Below are 13,391 nucleotides of genomic sequence, written 5' to 3' on the forward strand. Positions count from 1 at the left end.
CGGAACGGTATCGTCCCGTCCAACATACGTCGGACGGGACCGTATCGTCCATTCCGTCGAGGAGGTGCCGGTCACACCACCGCGCCGACGTTCCGGTCCGCCGCACCGCTCAACGGGCGTGCCGCACCGGCGGGGCCGCGCTGTCCCACCACTGCTGGAGGGGGCTGGGCAGCGGCTGCCGCTGCTCGTGCGCGCGGTGCTGGACGACCTCGGGGCAGGCGCCCGGTGCGGTGGTCGTCCGGTGGGCGGGACCGAAGTGGGCCTCGAACAGCGCGTCGAAGATAGGAGTGGTGCTCATGGCGCACCATGGTCCGAACGTCGGGCGGGGAGCGGCGCGGGACATGCGTCCACATCCGGGTGAGAACGGTTTAAACACCCCGATAGGGCGAATCCCGCGCCGGTCCCCGACGACTACCCCCGGTCCCCGGCCCGCGCCGGCGTCCCGACGTCGACCAGCCCGGCCAGCGCCGCCGGCAACGGCTCCCGGTGCAGGACACCGAGGCGCTGGGTGGCCCGGGTGAGGGCGACGTACAGCTCGGCCGCGCCGCGTGGGCCGTCGGCGAGGATGCGCTCCGGTTCCACGACCAGCACGGCGTCGAACTCCAGGCCCTTCGTCTCCGACGCCGCCACCGCGCCCGGCACGTCCGGCGGCCCGATCACGACGCTGGTGCCCTCCCGACCGGCCTCCTCCCGCGCGAACTCCGCGACGGCGGCGGCCAGCCCGTCCCCGTCGACCCGCCTCGACCACGGCCGCACGCCGCACGCGCGGACCGAGTCCGGCGGCCGGACGTCCGGCGCGAAGTCGGCGAGCACCGCGGCGGCGACCGTCATGATCTCCGCGGGCGTGCGGTAGTTCACGGTCAGCGACCGGTAGACCCAGCGGTCGGGCACGTACGGCTCCAGCACCGCCTCCCACGACGTCGCGCCGGCCGGCGACCGGCGTTGCGCGAGGTCGCCCACCACCGTGAAGGACCGGCCCGGGCAGCGCCGCATCAGCACCCGCCAGTCCATCTCGGACAGCTCCTGCGCCTCGTCGACCACGACGTGCCGGTAGGTCCAGTCCCGGTCCGCGGCGGCCCGCTCGACGAGCTCGCGGGTGTCCTGCTCGACGAAGCGCTCCGCCAGGTCCTCGGCGTAGAGCAGGTCCGTGGCGAACAGGTGGTCCTCGTCGTCCATCGAGTCCTGGCGGCCGACGAAGCTGTCCAGCACCTCGGCGGCGTGCGCGGTCGCCGCCCGCCGCTGCCGCTCGGCCTCCCGGTCGACCGCCTCGTCGCGGCCCAGCAGGTCCACCAGCTCGTCGAGCAGCGGCACGTCCGACACCGTCCAGGCGTCGCCGACCGCGCGCCACAGCACCGGGTCGCCGCCCGCCGCCCGCAGCCGTTCGCGGGAGGAGAGGAGCGTCGCCAGCACGTCCTCCGGCGTCAGCACCGGCCACAGCTCGTCCAGCGCGGCGGCGAACTCGTCGCTCTCCGCCAGCTCCTTGCGCAGCTCGACCCGCAGGCGCTCCCAGGACGTGCGGTCCTCCCGGGTCAGCCAGCCCTTGCCGATCCGGGGGATGGCCCGCTCGGTGAGCACGTACGTGACGATCTCGGCGAACACCGCGCGCGCCTCGTTGTGCGGCAGCCCGCTCGCGCGCGCCTCCTCCCGGGCCCACTCCGCGGTCTCGGCGTCGATCCGCGCCGGGACGCCGCCCAGTTCGAGCGGCAACGGCTCCTCCGGCAGGCACTGGCGGTCGGCGACCGCCGCCGCCAGCACGTCCAGGACCTTCAGCGACCCCTTGAGCCGCGCCGCGTCCGGGGCGTCCTCGGCGGTGACCCGCAGGCCGGGCACGAGGCCGCCGGTGGTCGTGAACACCACGTCGGACTCGCCCAGCGACGGCAGCACGCGGCCGATGTGGTGGAGGAACGCCGGGTTCGGCCCGACCACGAGCACGCCGTGCCGCTCCATCCGCTCGCGCTGGGTGTAGAGCAGGTACGCGACGCGGTGCAGCGCCACCACGGTCTTCCCGGTGCCCGGCCCGCCCTCGATCACCAGCACGCCGGGGTGGTCGAGGCGGATGATCTCGTCCTGCTCGGCCTGGATCGTCGCCACGATGTCGCGCATGCCCTCGCCGCGCGGCGCGTTGACCGCCGCGAGCAGCGCCGCGTCCTCGCCCTCGTCACCGCTGGGGCGGCCGAGCGCCTCGTCGGTGAAGCCGACCACCCGGCGCCCGCGCGCGTGGAACTGGCGGCGGCGGCGCATGCCCTCCGGGTTCGCCCCGGTGGCGACGTAGAACGCGCGCGACGCCGGCGCCCGCCAGTCGAGCAGCACCGGGTCGTAGTCCCCGCCCTCGTCGAACAGGCCGATCCGGCCGATGTACCGGCGCTCGCCCGACACCGCGTCCAGCCGGCCGAAGCACAGCCCGTTGTCGGCCACGGCCAGCCGCTTCGCCTCCTTGACCAGCGCGCGCACCTCGGAATCCCGTTCCACCGGGGTGCCGTCGCGCCCCCGCAGCGCCGCGTCGTACGCGTTCTTCACCCGCGCGCGCTCGGCGTCCAGCCGCGCGTAGAGCCCGGCCACGTAGTCCCGTTCGGACCGCAGCTCTTCTTCATAACCCTGAGTTGACACGTGCTCCCCGCAACGGCTAATCTCGTAGTAGATTCGGCAGGCTGTTCACCCCTCGGTGAAGAGCAGGCCGATTTTTCATTCTCCGCCCCCTGTCAAATCACGCTCAGGCCCCTCCCGGTCGGTGGCGTCGGGCAGCGGGCCCGTCGAGCAGCAGCCTCGCGGCCACCGCCGCGCCGTCCACGCGGACCTCGTCGGCCACGGCGGCGGCCCGGGCGCGGGTGGCGGGGGACAGGGCCGTCGCGAGCGCGGCCGACAGCGAACCCGCGGTCGGGGTCGGGCCGTCGTGCGCCGCGCCGATGCCCAGCGCGGCCACCCGACCGGCCCAGTACGGCTGGTCCACCGCCTGGGGCACCACCACCTGTGGCGCGCCGGCGCGGGCCGCCGTCGTCGTCGTGCCCGCCCCGCCGTGGTGCACGACGGCGGCCACCCGGCCGAACAGCGCCCGGTGGTCGACCTCGCCGACGGTGAAGCAGTCGTCGGCGTCGTCCACCGGGGCCAGCCCGGCCCAGCCGCGGGAGAGCACCGTGCGGCGGCCCTGCGCCCGGACCGCCTCCACCGCCGCGCGGGCGGCGTCCGGGGAGCCGTGCATCGGCATGCTGCCGAAGCCCACGTAGACCGGCGGGTCGCCGGCGTCCAGGAACGCCACCAGCTCGTCCGGCAGCGGCCGGGACCCGGGCGCGAACCACGCGCCGGTCTGCACGACGTCCAGCTCCGGCGCCCCGCGCCACGGGTCCAGGACGGGGTCCGTCGCCAGCCACGGCCGGTCGCCGACGACGTAGTCGCGGACGCGGTCCACCGGCGGCAGGCCGGCCGACACCCGGCTCGCGTTGAGCGCCTCGCCGAACAGCGCGTCGATGCTCCGCGCGTCCAGGTCCCAGAGCGCCCCGTTGTCGGTGACGCCCTCCGGGAACGGCCGGCCCGGGTACGCCAGCGGCGGGCGGTGCGGCGACGGCAGCGTGAGCTGCTGGAAGGTCACCGACACCGCCCGGACGCCCAGGCGCTCGGCCACCGACAGCGCGCCCGCCGCGGCCGGCAGCGCGCCGGTCGCCACCACCGCGTCGCACCCCTCGGCCGCCGCGGTGACCTGCCCGAACAGGCTCGTGATCAACTCGGCCGCCCGCCGCGGCAGGGACGACGGCGCCGGGGCCGCGGTCGTCAGCGCGCTCGCCGACGGCCCGACCGGCACCAGCGCCACGCCGATCCCGGCCAGCCGGCGCACGAAGTCCTCGTCCGGCGGCGCGCACACCCGCACCTCGGCGCCGGCTTCCCGCAACCGCACCGCGAGACCGACCAGTGGTTCGACGTCCCCCCGCGACCCGTAGGTCGACAACAGCACACGCACTTCGCGACACCCATTTCCGCAGGTTCCGGTGGTGAGCGGCGATTCTGCGGCATCACCGGGCCCTTGCCGCAAGCCCCGGGGTGCGCTATAAGTTGAGAGTGGAGAGGAGTGGTCCTCCTCCTTCTCCCACCTCACCGGCCGGTCGGGCGGGGAAACGCCCGCGTCGCCTCACGCCGGTTCACCGGCCCGTTCCCGCAGGTCCGGACCGTGCGAACCCTGATCGTGCGAACCCGGACGGCGCAGGTCCGGACCGCGCAGGTTCGAGCCGCGCAGGTTCGAACCGCGCAGGCCGAGGGCGAGCCCCAGCACCACCACGGCCATCCCGGCCCACACCAGCGGTCCCGGCGCGCGGCTGCCCACCGCGATCCCGGCCAGCGCGGCGGCGACCGGTGCGACGCCCGTGAGCAGGCCGACCGGCCCCGAGCCGAGCGCGGCGACCGTGGAGTACCACAGCACGAACGCGACCGCCGTGACCAGCACGGCCAGGTAGGCGACCGCCGCCCACTCCGCCGCCGTCACCGAGGCCACCGCGCCCGCGCCCTCCGCCACCAGCGCCAGCGCGCCGAACATCACCGCGCCCAACCAGACCGAGTGCAGCGAGACGCCCCACGCGCCGTGCCGCGCCAGCACCGGGATCGCCAGCAGCGTGAACGCCGCCTCGCACGCCATCGCGACCGCGGCCCACGCCACGCCCTCCGCGTCCGCCCGCCCGGCGCCCTCGACCAGCGCGGCGCCCGCCGTGACCACGACGGCCGCGACCAGCACCGGTCCCTGCGGCGTCCGCCGCTCCAGCAGCGGGCCGACGACCCCGATCACCACCGGCACGCACGCCACGGCGACCGCGACGACCGCCGGTTCGGCGTGCGCGACCCCGCGCACCACGGCCACGTTGAACAGCACCAGCCCGGTGGCCGCGATGCCCGCCAGCCACCACCACTCCCGGCCGCGCGGTCGCACCACCGGCACCCCGAGGAGCCTGGCGACCAGCGCGAGGACGGCGATCGCGGCGGTGTAGCGGACCGCCTGGGTGGTGAACAGCGGTGCGTCGACGAGCGTGCGGGAGACCCCGACGCTGCCGCCGACCAGGGCCATCGCGGTGATGCCGGCGGCGACGGCGCGCGCCGGTGACCGGGTGGGGGTGGTGAGTGCCTGCATGCCCTCAGCCTCCCGGCACAATGGTCCGGTGAGCAGGTCCAAAGAAGATCCAGTCGGCAGGTCCAAAACCGGCAGGTCCGAAACCGGCGGGCCCGCGACCGGGGGGCTCGCGACCGGCGCGGACTTCCTCCAGCTGGACCTCGCCGACGCGCCGGTCGGCGGCCTCGCGGACTGGCTCACCCGGCAGCTGCGGCGGGCCATCGCGGACGGCAGGCTGCCGGTCGGCGGCAGGCTCCCGCCGACCAGGGCGCTGGCCGCGGAGCTGCGCGTGTCGCGCGGCGTGGTCACCGAGGCGTACCAGCGGCTGACCGAGGACGGGCAGGTCGCCGGTCGCGGTCGCGCCGGGACGGTCGTGCTCGCCGCCCCGGTCACCCCCGCGCCGCCGCCCGGACCGCCCGCGCCGCCGCCCGAGCCGGTGTTCAGCGCGGGTGCCGCGGCCTTCGAGGCGCTGCGCGCGGTGCCCGCGCGGATCGACCTCTCGCCCGGCGTGCCCGACCTGGCCGCGTTCCCGCGCGCCGCGTGGCTGCGCGCCGAGCGGTCCGTGCTGGCCGACCTGTCACCGGCCGACTTCGGCTACGGCGACCCGCGCGGCGCGCCGCCGTTCCGCGCCGCGGTGGCCGCCTGGCTCGCCCGCAACCGGGGCATCCGCGCCGACCCCGACGACGTGCTGGTCGTCGCCGGGGTCGCGCAGGCGTTCGCCCTGCTCGCCCGCGTGCTGCGGGACGACGGCGTCACCGCGGTCGCGGTGGAGGACCCGGGCTCGCTGGGCGCCCGGCAGCAGCTGGGCAACTGGGGCCTGGCCACCCCGCCGGTCCCCGTCGACGGGCACGGCGTCCGCGTCGACGACCTCGTGGCCACCGGCGCGCCCGCCGTCCTGCTCACGCCCGCGCACCAGTTCCCGACCGGGGTGGTCCTCGACGGGCGGCGGCGGCGCGAGCTGATGCGGTGGGTGGACGCCGGCGGCCTGGTGATCGAGGACGACTACGACGCCGAGCACCGCTACGACCGGCCGCCCGTGCCCGCGCTGCGGTCCCTGCGCGCCGACGGCGTCTGCTACGCGGGCAGCGTGTCGAAGTTGCTGGCACCGGCCCTGCGCACCGGCTGGCTGCTCGCGCCCGCCCGGTACCGGGACGCGGTGGTGGCGGCCAAGCGCGACACCGACCTCGGCAACGCGGTGCTGCCGCAGCTGGTCCTGGCGCGGCTGATGGGCGACGGCGACCTGGAGCGCCACCTGCGCCTGGTGCGCCGCCGCCACCGCGAGCGCCGCGACGCGATGATCGGGGCCGTCCGCCGGCACCTGCCGCGGGCGCGCGTGCACGGCGCGGCGGCCGGCCTGCACCTGATGGTCACCTTCGACGTGCCGTTCGCCGACGTGGACCTGGCCGCCGCCGCCCTGGCCCGGGGCGTGAAGGCGCACCCGCTGTCCTGGCACCGCGCCCGACCCGGCGACCCGGGCCTGGTCCTCGGCTACGCCGCGACCACGGCGGGCGACATCGCGGAGGGCGTCGCCGTCCTCGGCGAGGTGCTGCGCGACCTGGGTTGACGGGCCGGGGTCACCTGCGCCGGGCCCGGTAGGCGGCCACCGCGAGCCGGTTGCCGCACGCGGTGCTGCAGTAGCGGCGCGACCGGTTGCGGGACAGGTCGAGCACCACGCCGTCGCAGGTCTCGTCGGCGCACACGGACAGCCTGCTCATCTCGTCGGCCCGGACCACGTCGACCACGGCCATGGCCGTCTCGGCGGCGATCCGGTCGGCCAGCGGCGTGTCCGGGTGCACGACGTGCAGGTGGTAGTCGAACCCGTCGTGCCGCACCAGCCTGGGCACCGCGCGGTGGGTGGCGAGCACCTCGTTGACCAGCTCCGCCGCCGTGTCGCGGTCGCTGGTCAGCATCCGGCGCAGCGGGGCGCGCAGCGCGCGGACCGCCTCCAGGTCGCGGGCGTCGCGGGCCCGCGCGCCGGTGTAGCCGTGCTTCGCGAAGAACGCGTCGACCTGTGCCAGGCCGGTCATCGTGTCCGGCTCCACCGCCGAGTTCACGAGGTCGACCGCCGCGAGCAGGGCGGCGGTCGTGTCATGGGTGAAGACCATGTTGACAGATTACCGCCACCGTCCATAGCGTCATGGGTCATGAGCATCGTGACGCATGACAAGACGGCCGGTCGGGTCACGTCCGGGCTGGGGCTGGCCGCCGTGTCGGCATCGGCGTTCGGCCTGTCCGGGCCGCTTGGCCGGGGTCTGATGGAGGCCGGGTGGACGTCGGCGGCCGCGGTCGCGGTGCGGGTCCTGCTGGCCGGTGTCGTGCTGCTGCCGGTGGCCGTCGTCCGGCTGCGCGGGCGTTGGCACCTGGTGCGCCGCAACGCCGGACTGCTCCTCGGCTACGGCCTGGTCGCCGTCGCGGCCTGCCAGCTGGCCTTCTTCAACGCGGTGGCGCGGATGGAGGTCGGGGTCGCGCTGCTCGTGGAGTACACCGCGCCGGTGGCCGTGGTCGGCTGGCTCTGGCTGCGGCACGGGCAGCGGCCCGGTCGCCTGACCGTCCTCGGGGTGGTGCTCGCCGCCGGCGGCCTGCTGCTGGTCCTGGACCTGCTGTCCGGCGCGGAGGTGGACGCGGTCGGCGTCCTGTGGGCGCTGGGCGCGATGGTGGGGGCGGCGGTCTACTTCGTGCTCTCCGCCCGGGAGGACGACGCCCTGCCGGGCAGCGCCCTCGCCGCCGGCGGCCTGCTGCTCGGCGGGCTGGTACTGCTCCTGGCGGGCCTGGTCGGCTTCGTCCCGCTCGGCGCGACCACCGGGCCGGTGTCGTTCGACGGGGTCACCGTGCCGTGGTGGCTGCCGGTGCTCGGCCTCGGCGTGGTGACCGCGGCGCTCGGCTACGTCACCGGCATCGCCGCGACCCGCCGCCTCGGCTCGCGGCTGGCGTCGTTCGTGGCGCTCACCGAGGTGCTGATGACCCTGGTCTTCGCCTGGCTGCTGCTGGGGGAGGCGCCGCGCCCGGTCCAGCTGCTCGGCGGAGCGCTGACCCTGCTCGGCGTCGTCGTGGTCCGCCTGGGCGAACCGCGGGCGTAGCCCCGCCCAGGGGGAGGCCGGACCACGCCCGCGGGGTCTCAGCCGGCCGCACCGTCCAGGTGGGCCTCGAAGCGGACCGCGGCGAGGGCCTCGTCGGCGGTGTCGTGCAGGGGCAGGAGGCGGTCCATCGCGGTCAGCTCCAGGGAGCGCCGCACCGCTCTCGACGCGACCACGTGGACGGGGCGGCGGGGCGCGGCGTTGTGCTCACGGACCCGGCCGAGCGCGGCGATGCCGGAGGAGGCGAAGAACGTCACCTCCGAGAGGTCCACGACGAGACCCGCCGCGCCGCCGTCGAGGGCGGACGCGCAGCGGTGGAAGAGGTCGTCGCTGGTGAACATGTCGATCTCGCCGGTGACGCGGACCACCGCCGCGTCACCGGGGGTCGTGCTGGTGGTCGCCGTCGAGGGCAGCTGCGAGGAAGTCACAGATCATCCATGCCCACGAACGGGTGAAGGCAAACCTCGATCCGCGGACGGGTGCGGGTGCGGCCGGCGAGCGCCGGGGGCGGGGTCAGCCGGTGAGCGCCGGGGTCAGGACGGGAAAGGGGAGCCGGGCCCACACCACCTTCGCCTCCGCCATCCGGCGCACGCCCCAGTCCTGGCACAGCGTCAGCACCATCCGCATCCCGTTGCCGCGGTGCTCGCCCAGCGTGGAGCGGCCGACCAGCGGCAACCGGTCCGGCGTGCCGTCGCGCACCTCGACGACCAGGTGCGAGCCGGTGCCGCCGTGCTCGCTGCGCAGCACGAGGTGGCGCGGCGCGGCGGCGTGGTCGCAGGCGTTGGCGGCCAGTTCGGTCGCGACGAGCTGCACGTCCTGCACGAACTCCTCGTCCGACCCGGCGAGGACGCGGGCGATCTCGCCGCGCATCGCGGCCAGGTTGTCGGACGTGGGGGAGGCGTCCAGCGCGACCTCCCCGGTGGCGGCATGCGCGGCCGGTGTGACGACGGGGGCCCGCAGCGAGCTGTGATCCGGCATACCGCTTCCTCGTGGTGGTGGTCCAACGCCCCTGGGACAGCGCATCGGGGGCGCACCGCTGGGTTTCCCGCCCGGCGGGGCTCTACACCAGAACAGGTGAACCCGCCTGATGCGCATGACGTGGTCCTCGCCACACCGGCCCCGTCCCATCCGACTACCTCGAACGGGGCAGCACCACTCCGGTACGTAACATTCTCGCCCTATTTGCCTTGCGGGTGCGGCGACCGTCCAGCCCATCGGCGGATCACTGGGTACGGTGCGTGTCGGTTGATCGTTCGAGGTGGAGGTCCTGCGGGTGAACATCGACGAGATGTTGCGCGAGGCGATGTCGGTCGAAGGCGCGGTGGGGGTGTCGCTGGTCGACTACGACAGCGGCATGACGCTCGGCGCGCAGGGCGGCAACGCGCTGCTGGACCTCGAAACGGCGGGCGCGGGCAACACCGAGGTGGTCCGGGCCAAGCTGCGCACCATCGCGTCGCTCCAGCTCGACGACGCGATCGAGGACATCCTGATCACGCTCGCCAAGCAGTACCACATCATCCGGCCGCTGGCGGAGGACAAGGGCACCCGCCTCTTCCTCTACCTGGTCCTCGACCGCTCGCGCGCGAACCTGGCCCTGGCCCGGCTGCACCTGCGGCGCGTCGAGCAGGCGCTGATCGTATGACCGCGGACCGGGTGCAGATCCGGCTCCAGGACCCCGAGGCCCTGGGGGAACTGCTCGGCACGGTGCGGGCGGCCGTCGACGGCGTGGACGGCCTGGTGGTGACGAGCCGCGACGGCATCGTCATCGCCGCCGACCTCGGTCCCGGCATGCCCCACCCCGAGGACACCGCGGACCAGGTCGCCGCGATGGCCGCCGCGTCGGCGGGCATCGGGTACCGGTTCGTGCAGGCGTCCAACCTCGGCCGGCTCCAGGGCGTCGTGCTGGAGGGCGACCGGGGGTGCGTCGGCGTGCAGCCGTTGAGCGGCACGCTGCTGCTGGTGCTGCTCGGCGCGCCGGACACGGTGATGGGCCGGTTCACGGTCGCGGTGAAGCGCGTCCTGGCCCAGCTGCTGGCCCCGGCGACGGACTGAGCCCCGCCACCCCCGCGGGCGGGCGCCGCCGACGGCGACGCCCCCGAACACCCCGACGAGCGCCTACCGCGTCCGGTAGGCCCGGACCACCGTCTGCGACACCGAGTTCCCGGCGGCGTCGCGGGCGGTGATCCGCAGGGACGTGAAGCCCGGCGCGGCCGGGTGGGTCACCAGTGCCACGCCCGAACCGCGGCCGTCGAACGCGGTGGGCGCGGCCCGCCAGGTGGCCCCGTCGTCGGCCGACGACTCGACCTTCAGCGACACCACCCGGGAGGTCGGCGCGCCCGGCTGGTGCTGCGTGACCAGCCGCACCGGGAACACCCGCCCGGCGGGCGCGCGGCCCTGCTCGTCCACGTCGGCCGACGCGCGCACCACCATCACCGGCGCCGGCCCGCCCGACTCGCGGAACGTCCACGTCACGTCCGCCCGCGTGCCGATCACCGACCACGGCACCGAGCGCTCGGCGGTGGACCGCAGCGTGTACGTCCCCGGCGCTTCGGGGACGTCGAACACGCCCGTGCCCGGCAGGTCGCTCACGCCGAGCGACACCCCGTCGCGGAACAGCTCGGTGGTGCCCGTCGCGTTGTAGGAGATCAGGGTGAACTGGTCGGGGTCGCCGCCGGAGAGCAGGGTGACGCCCACCGACAGCCGCCCGTCGACCCGCTGCACGCCGAACCCGAGCGACGCGTCGCCGAACGCCGGGCCGAGCGGCGCGCGGTTCCAGTGCGTCGAGTACCGGCCGGGCCGGTAGGAGCGGTAGGAGACGCTGTTCTCCACGTCCTCCGCGCCCGGCGGGAACACCGCGGTCAGGTGCTGCCACGTCACGTCGTCCGACGCGGTGTAGAACTCGGTGCGGCGGCTCGGGATCGTGTGCGGGTTCGCCTCGAAGATGCCGCTGTTCGCGCCGGGGGCGTCGATCATCGCGTAGTCCGACCGCTGCGCCTCGCCGGGCGCGCCCTGGGCGTAGTAGCGGGCGTCCACCCGGGCCAGGTCGCGGTCGTGCGCGGTGAACCGGCCCGCCGGGATGGCCCCGCGCGACAGGAACGCGAGGTTGTAGGCGGTGTCCGGGGTGGTCAGCAGCACCCGGTAGGAGAAGGAGAACACGTGGTCGGTGACCGTGCCGGGGGTGGCGACCAGGTGCACGCGCTGGCCGGGCCGGGCGAACCAGCCCAGCGCGGAGGTCCGCTCGGCCGTCCCGGACACCAGCAGCAGCTCGCCCACCCGGAACTCGGCGTCGGCCCGGTCCACGGTCGTGGTGACCGGCGTGCCCGCGGTCGCGTCGAGCACCACCTCGCCGGCCCGGTCCACGGTCACGCCCGGCCGCGACAGCACGGTGACGTCGTTGCCGCCGGACAGCTCGACGGCGTTGACGTCGTAGCGCCCCCTGGGCAGCCGCACGACGCCCGTGCCGCCGACCAGCCGCACGCCGAACGCCGCGCCGGTCGCGGTGTCCACGGCCTTCACCACGGACGACGCGGTCGTGCCGGTGCGCCCGCGCAGGGTCACCCGCAGGTCGTGGCTCTCCGGTTCGAGCACCGCGGTGAGCGCGGTGCGCACTACGACACCGGGCGCGGTGCCGGTCAGCCGCGCGCCCTGCCGGCCCGACGCGCCCGCCGGGTGCGCGTGCACCACGACCGAGGCGGTGCCCCGCGCGGGCACCACGACCTGCGGCGCGGACGGCGTGAACAGCGGGGAGTCGGTGGTCAGCGAGAGCGTCACGGGCGCCGCGCCGTCGTTGCGGTAGGTCACCGCGCGGTCCTGGCGCGCGGTGTGCGGCCAGGGCAGGAACCCGAAGCCGACCCCGCCCGACGCGCTGACGCCCTGGCCGACCGCGCGGGCCACGTCCAGCCGGCCCGCGCCCTGCTCGAACACGTCGGCGGTCGGGTGCGCGGTGCTGACCAGGTGCGGCTTGAGCCGGTCCGCCGCCCAGTCGCCGTGCTGCTGCCGCAGCAGCGCGGCGGCCCCGGCGACGTGCGGCGCGGCCATCGACGTGCCGGACAGGGCCGCGTAGTGCTCGTCCACCGGCGCGGTGTCGCCGGCGGGGGTGCCGGGGACGCGCGCGGACACGATGTCGCTGCCGGGCGCGGCGATGTCGGGCTTCACCGCGTGGTCGCGCAGCCGGGGCAGGCGCGGGGAGAACGGGCTGGTCGTGTCGTCCTCCGCGACGCTGCCCACGGCGAGCGCGGCGTCGGCCGCGGCGGGGGAGGTGACCGAGGCGAGCGGGTCGGGCCCGTCGAGCGCGCGGTCGTTGCCCGCGGCGACCACGAACAGCGTGCCGTGCCGGGCGGTGAGGTCGTTCAGGGCGCGCGACACCGGGTCCGTGCCGTCGCTGGACGCCCCGCCGAGGCTCATGTTCACCACGGGGGCGCGGGTCGCGATCCACTCCATGCCCGCGATGACCGCGGAGTCGGGGCAGCCGAACGCGGTGCAGACCTTGCCGCTGACCAGGCGCGCGTCCGGCGCGACACCGCGGTGGCGCCCGCCGGACGCCGCGCCGCTGCCCGCGACGACCCCGGCGACGTGCGTGCCGTGGCCGACCTCGTCGGCGGTGCCGGAGCCGGTGAAGTCGGCCTGCTCGACGACCCGCCCGACCAGGTCGGGGTGGTCCGCGTCGACACCGGTGTCCAGGACGCCGACGGTCACGCCCGCGCCGGTGAACCCGGCGGCCCACGCCGCGGGCGCGCCGACCTGCGGCACGCTCACGTCCAGCGTCGGCTTCGACACCCCGTCCAGCCAGGCCGAGGCGTTCGAGCGGGTGAACCACGACCAGAACCCGCCGGCCGGCTCCACCGCCGCGCCGCGCACGCTCGGGAGGGCGCGCGACCGGGTCGCGGGCACGTCGCCGCCCGCGTCGGTGACGATCAGCGGCGCGGGCCGGTCGCGCGGCAGGTCCGCGACCTCGAACAGCCGGGGGTCCAGCCGGCCGGCGTCGAGCAGCGGCAGGGCGTCGGACGGCACGACCCGGTCGCCGTCGCGCAGGAACCCGATGTGCTCGCGGCCCGGCGCCGGTTCGACCCGCACCGCGAGGCCCTTCGGACCGGGCAGCAGGGTCAACCGGTCACCGGTGACCAGCGTGACCGCCGGCCCGGTCACGGCGGCGGCCCGCGCGGGCGCCGCGGCCGGCGCGGTGAGCGCGCCCGCCGCCAGCAGCGGGACGAGGAGCAGGTGGGGCGAACGCACGG

Annotated in this window: 12 protein-coding genes; 4 read left to right on the top strand and 8 right to left on the bottom strand. The window is 76.0% G+C overall.

What is annotated here, in order from left to right; translation table 11 throughout:
• Window positions 1-109 precede the first annotated feature (109 nt).
• The 4 genes from ACRAKJ_RS17485 to ACRAKJ_RS17500 all read right to left on the bottom strand — a co-directional run bounded on the left by ACRAKJ_RS17485 (window position 110) and on the right by ACRAKJ_RS17500 (window position 5,104).
• Complete coding sequence (locus ACRAKJ_RS17485) at window positions 110-298, bottom strand: hypothetical protein (protein WP_438919719.1); 189 nt, start codon at window positions 296-298, stop codon at window positions 110-112.
• 113 nt (window positions 299-411) lie between these two features.
• A complete protein-coding gene (gene helR, locus ACRAKJ_RS17490) occupies window positions 412-2,607 on the bottom strand; it encodes an RNA polymerase recycling motor ATPase HelR (protein ID WP_438919720.1) in 2,196 nt (731 codons plus the stop codon).
• Window positions 2,608-2,710: 103 nt separating this feature from the next.
• Window positions 2,711-3,949 carry a nucleotide disphospho-sugar-binding domain-containing protein gene (locus ACRAKJ_RS17495; RefSeq protein ID WP_438919721.1) on the bottom strand — a complete coding sequence of 413 codons (1,239 nt, stop codon included), beginning with the start codon at window positions 3,947-3,949 and terminating at the stop codon, window positions 2,711-2,713.
• 168 nt (window positions 3,950-4,117) lie between these two features.
• Entirely contained in the window at window positions 4,118-5,104 is a 987-nt protein-coding gene (locus tag ACRAKJ_RS17500) for an EamA family transporter (protein ID WP_438919722.1), read from the bottom strand.
• A gap of 28 nt (window positions 5,105-5,132) precedes the next feature.
• Here ACRAKJ_RS17500 and pdxR point away from each other — a divergent pair, with 28 nt between their 5' ends.
• Window positions 5,133-6,647, top strand: coding sequence for a MocR-like pyridoxine biosynthesis transcription factor PdxR (gene pdxR, locus ACRAKJ_RS17505; protein WP_438919723.1), 1,515 nt, complete (start codon window positions 5,133-5,135; stop codon window positions 6,645-6,647).
• A 10-nt stretch (window positions 6,648-6,657) separates the two neighbouring features.
• On the opposite strand, the gene ACRAKJ_RS17510 is transcribed toward pdxR, so the two are convergent.
• A complete protein-coding gene (locus ACRAKJ_RS17510; protein WP_438919724.1) occupies window positions 6,658-7,188 on the bottom strand; it encodes a CGNR zinc finger domain-containing protein in 531 nt (176 codons plus the stop codon).
• A gap of 39 nt (window positions 7,189-7,227) precedes the next feature.
• Here ACRAKJ_RS17510 and ACRAKJ_RS17515 point away from each other — a divergent pair, with 39 nt between their 5' ends.
• Window positions 7,228-8,160 carry an EamA family transporter gene (locus tag ACRAKJ_RS17515; protein ID WP_438919725.1) on the top strand — a complete coding sequence of 311 codons (933 nt, stop codon included), beginning with the start codon at window positions 7,228-7,230 and terminating at the stop codon, window positions 8,158-8,160.
• Between the two features lie 38 nt (window positions 8,161-8,198).
• Here the strand turns inward: ACRAKJ_RS17515 and ACRAKJ_RS17520 are convergent, their stop codons facing one another.
• Both ACRAKJ_RS17520 and ACRAKJ_RS17525 read right to left on the bottom strand, forming a co-directional pair.
• Window positions 8,199-8,585 carry an STAS domain-containing protein gene (locus tag ACRAKJ_RS17520; RefSeq protein ID WP_438919726.1) on the bottom strand — a complete coding sequence of 129 codons (387 nt, stop codon included), beginning with the start codon at window positions 8,583-8,585 and terminating at the stop codon, window positions 8,199-8,201.
• Window positions 8,586-8,670: 85 nt separating this feature from the next.
• Window positions 8,671-9,135, bottom strand: a complete 465-nt coding sequence (locus tag ACRAKJ_RS17525) for an ATP-binding protein (RefSeq protein ID WP_438919727.1) — start codon at window positions 9,133-9,135, stop codon at window positions 8,671-8,673.
• 295 nt (window positions 9,136-9,430) lie between these two features.
• Here ACRAKJ_RS17525 and ACRAKJ_RS17530 point away from each other — a divergent pair, with 295 nt between their 5' ends.
• Together ACRAKJ_RS17530 and ACRAKJ_RS17535 are read left to right on the top strand one after the other, a co-directional pair.
• Window positions 9,431-9,799 (top strand): hypothetical protein, encoded by a 369-nt coding sequence (locus tag ACRAKJ_RS17530; RefSeq protein WP_438919728.1) that lies wholly within the window; start codon window positions 9,431-9,433, stop codon window positions 9,797-9,799.
• Window positions 9,796-10,209: a roadblock/LC7 domain-containing protein gene (locus tag ACRAKJ_RS17535; RefSeq protein WP_438919729.1), complete on the top strand. Its 414-nt coding sequence runs from the start codon at window positions 9,796-9,798 to the stop codon at window positions 10,207-10,209. Before ACRAKJ_RS17530 ends, ACRAKJ_RS17535 begins: the two co-directional genes overlap by 4 nt.
• A gap of 63 nt (window positions 10,210-10,272) precedes the next feature.
• Here the strand turns inward: ACRAKJ_RS17535 and ACRAKJ_RS17540 are convergent, their stop codons facing one another.
• Window positions 10,273-13,389 carry a S8 family serine peptidase gene (locus ACRAKJ_RS17540; protein WP_438919730.1) on the bottom strand — a complete coding sequence of 1,039 codons (3,117 nt, stop codon included), beginning with the start codon at window positions 13,387-13,389 and terminating at the stop codon, window positions 10,273-10,275.
• Window positions 13,390-13,391 lie beyond the last annotated feature (2 nt).

The sequence above is a fragment of the Saccharothrix sp. DSM 118769 genome, from assembly GCF_052936295.1.

Excerpts from the sequence above, each read along its gene's own strand:
- ACRAKJ_RS17485 (WP_438919719.1), bottom strand. The coding sequence starts at position 298 with ATGAGCACCACTCCTATCTTCGACGCGCTGTTCGAGGCCCACTTCGGT.
- ACRAKJ_RS17500 (WP_438919722.1), bottom strand. The coding sequence starts at position 5,104 with ATGCAGGCACTCACCACCCCCACCCGGTCACCGGCGCGCGCCGTCGCC.
- ACRAKJ_RS17510 (WP_438919724.1), bottom strand. The coding sequence starts at position 7,188 with ATGGTCTTCACCCATGACACGACCGCCGCCCTGCTCGCGGCGGTCGAC.
- ACRAKJ_RS17515 (WP_438919725.1), top strand. The coding sequence starts at position 7,228 with ATGAGCATCGTGACGCATGACAAGACGGCCGGTCGGGTCACGTCCGGG.
- ACRAKJ_RS17525 (WP_438919727.1), bottom strand. The coding sequence starts at position 9,135 with ATGCCGGATCACAGCTCGCTGCGGGCCCCCGTCGTCACACCGGCCGCG.
- ACRAKJ_RS17535 (WP_438919729.1), top strand. The coding sequence starts at position 9,796 with ATGACCGCGGACCGGGTGCAGATCCGGCTCCAGGACCCCGAGGCCCTG.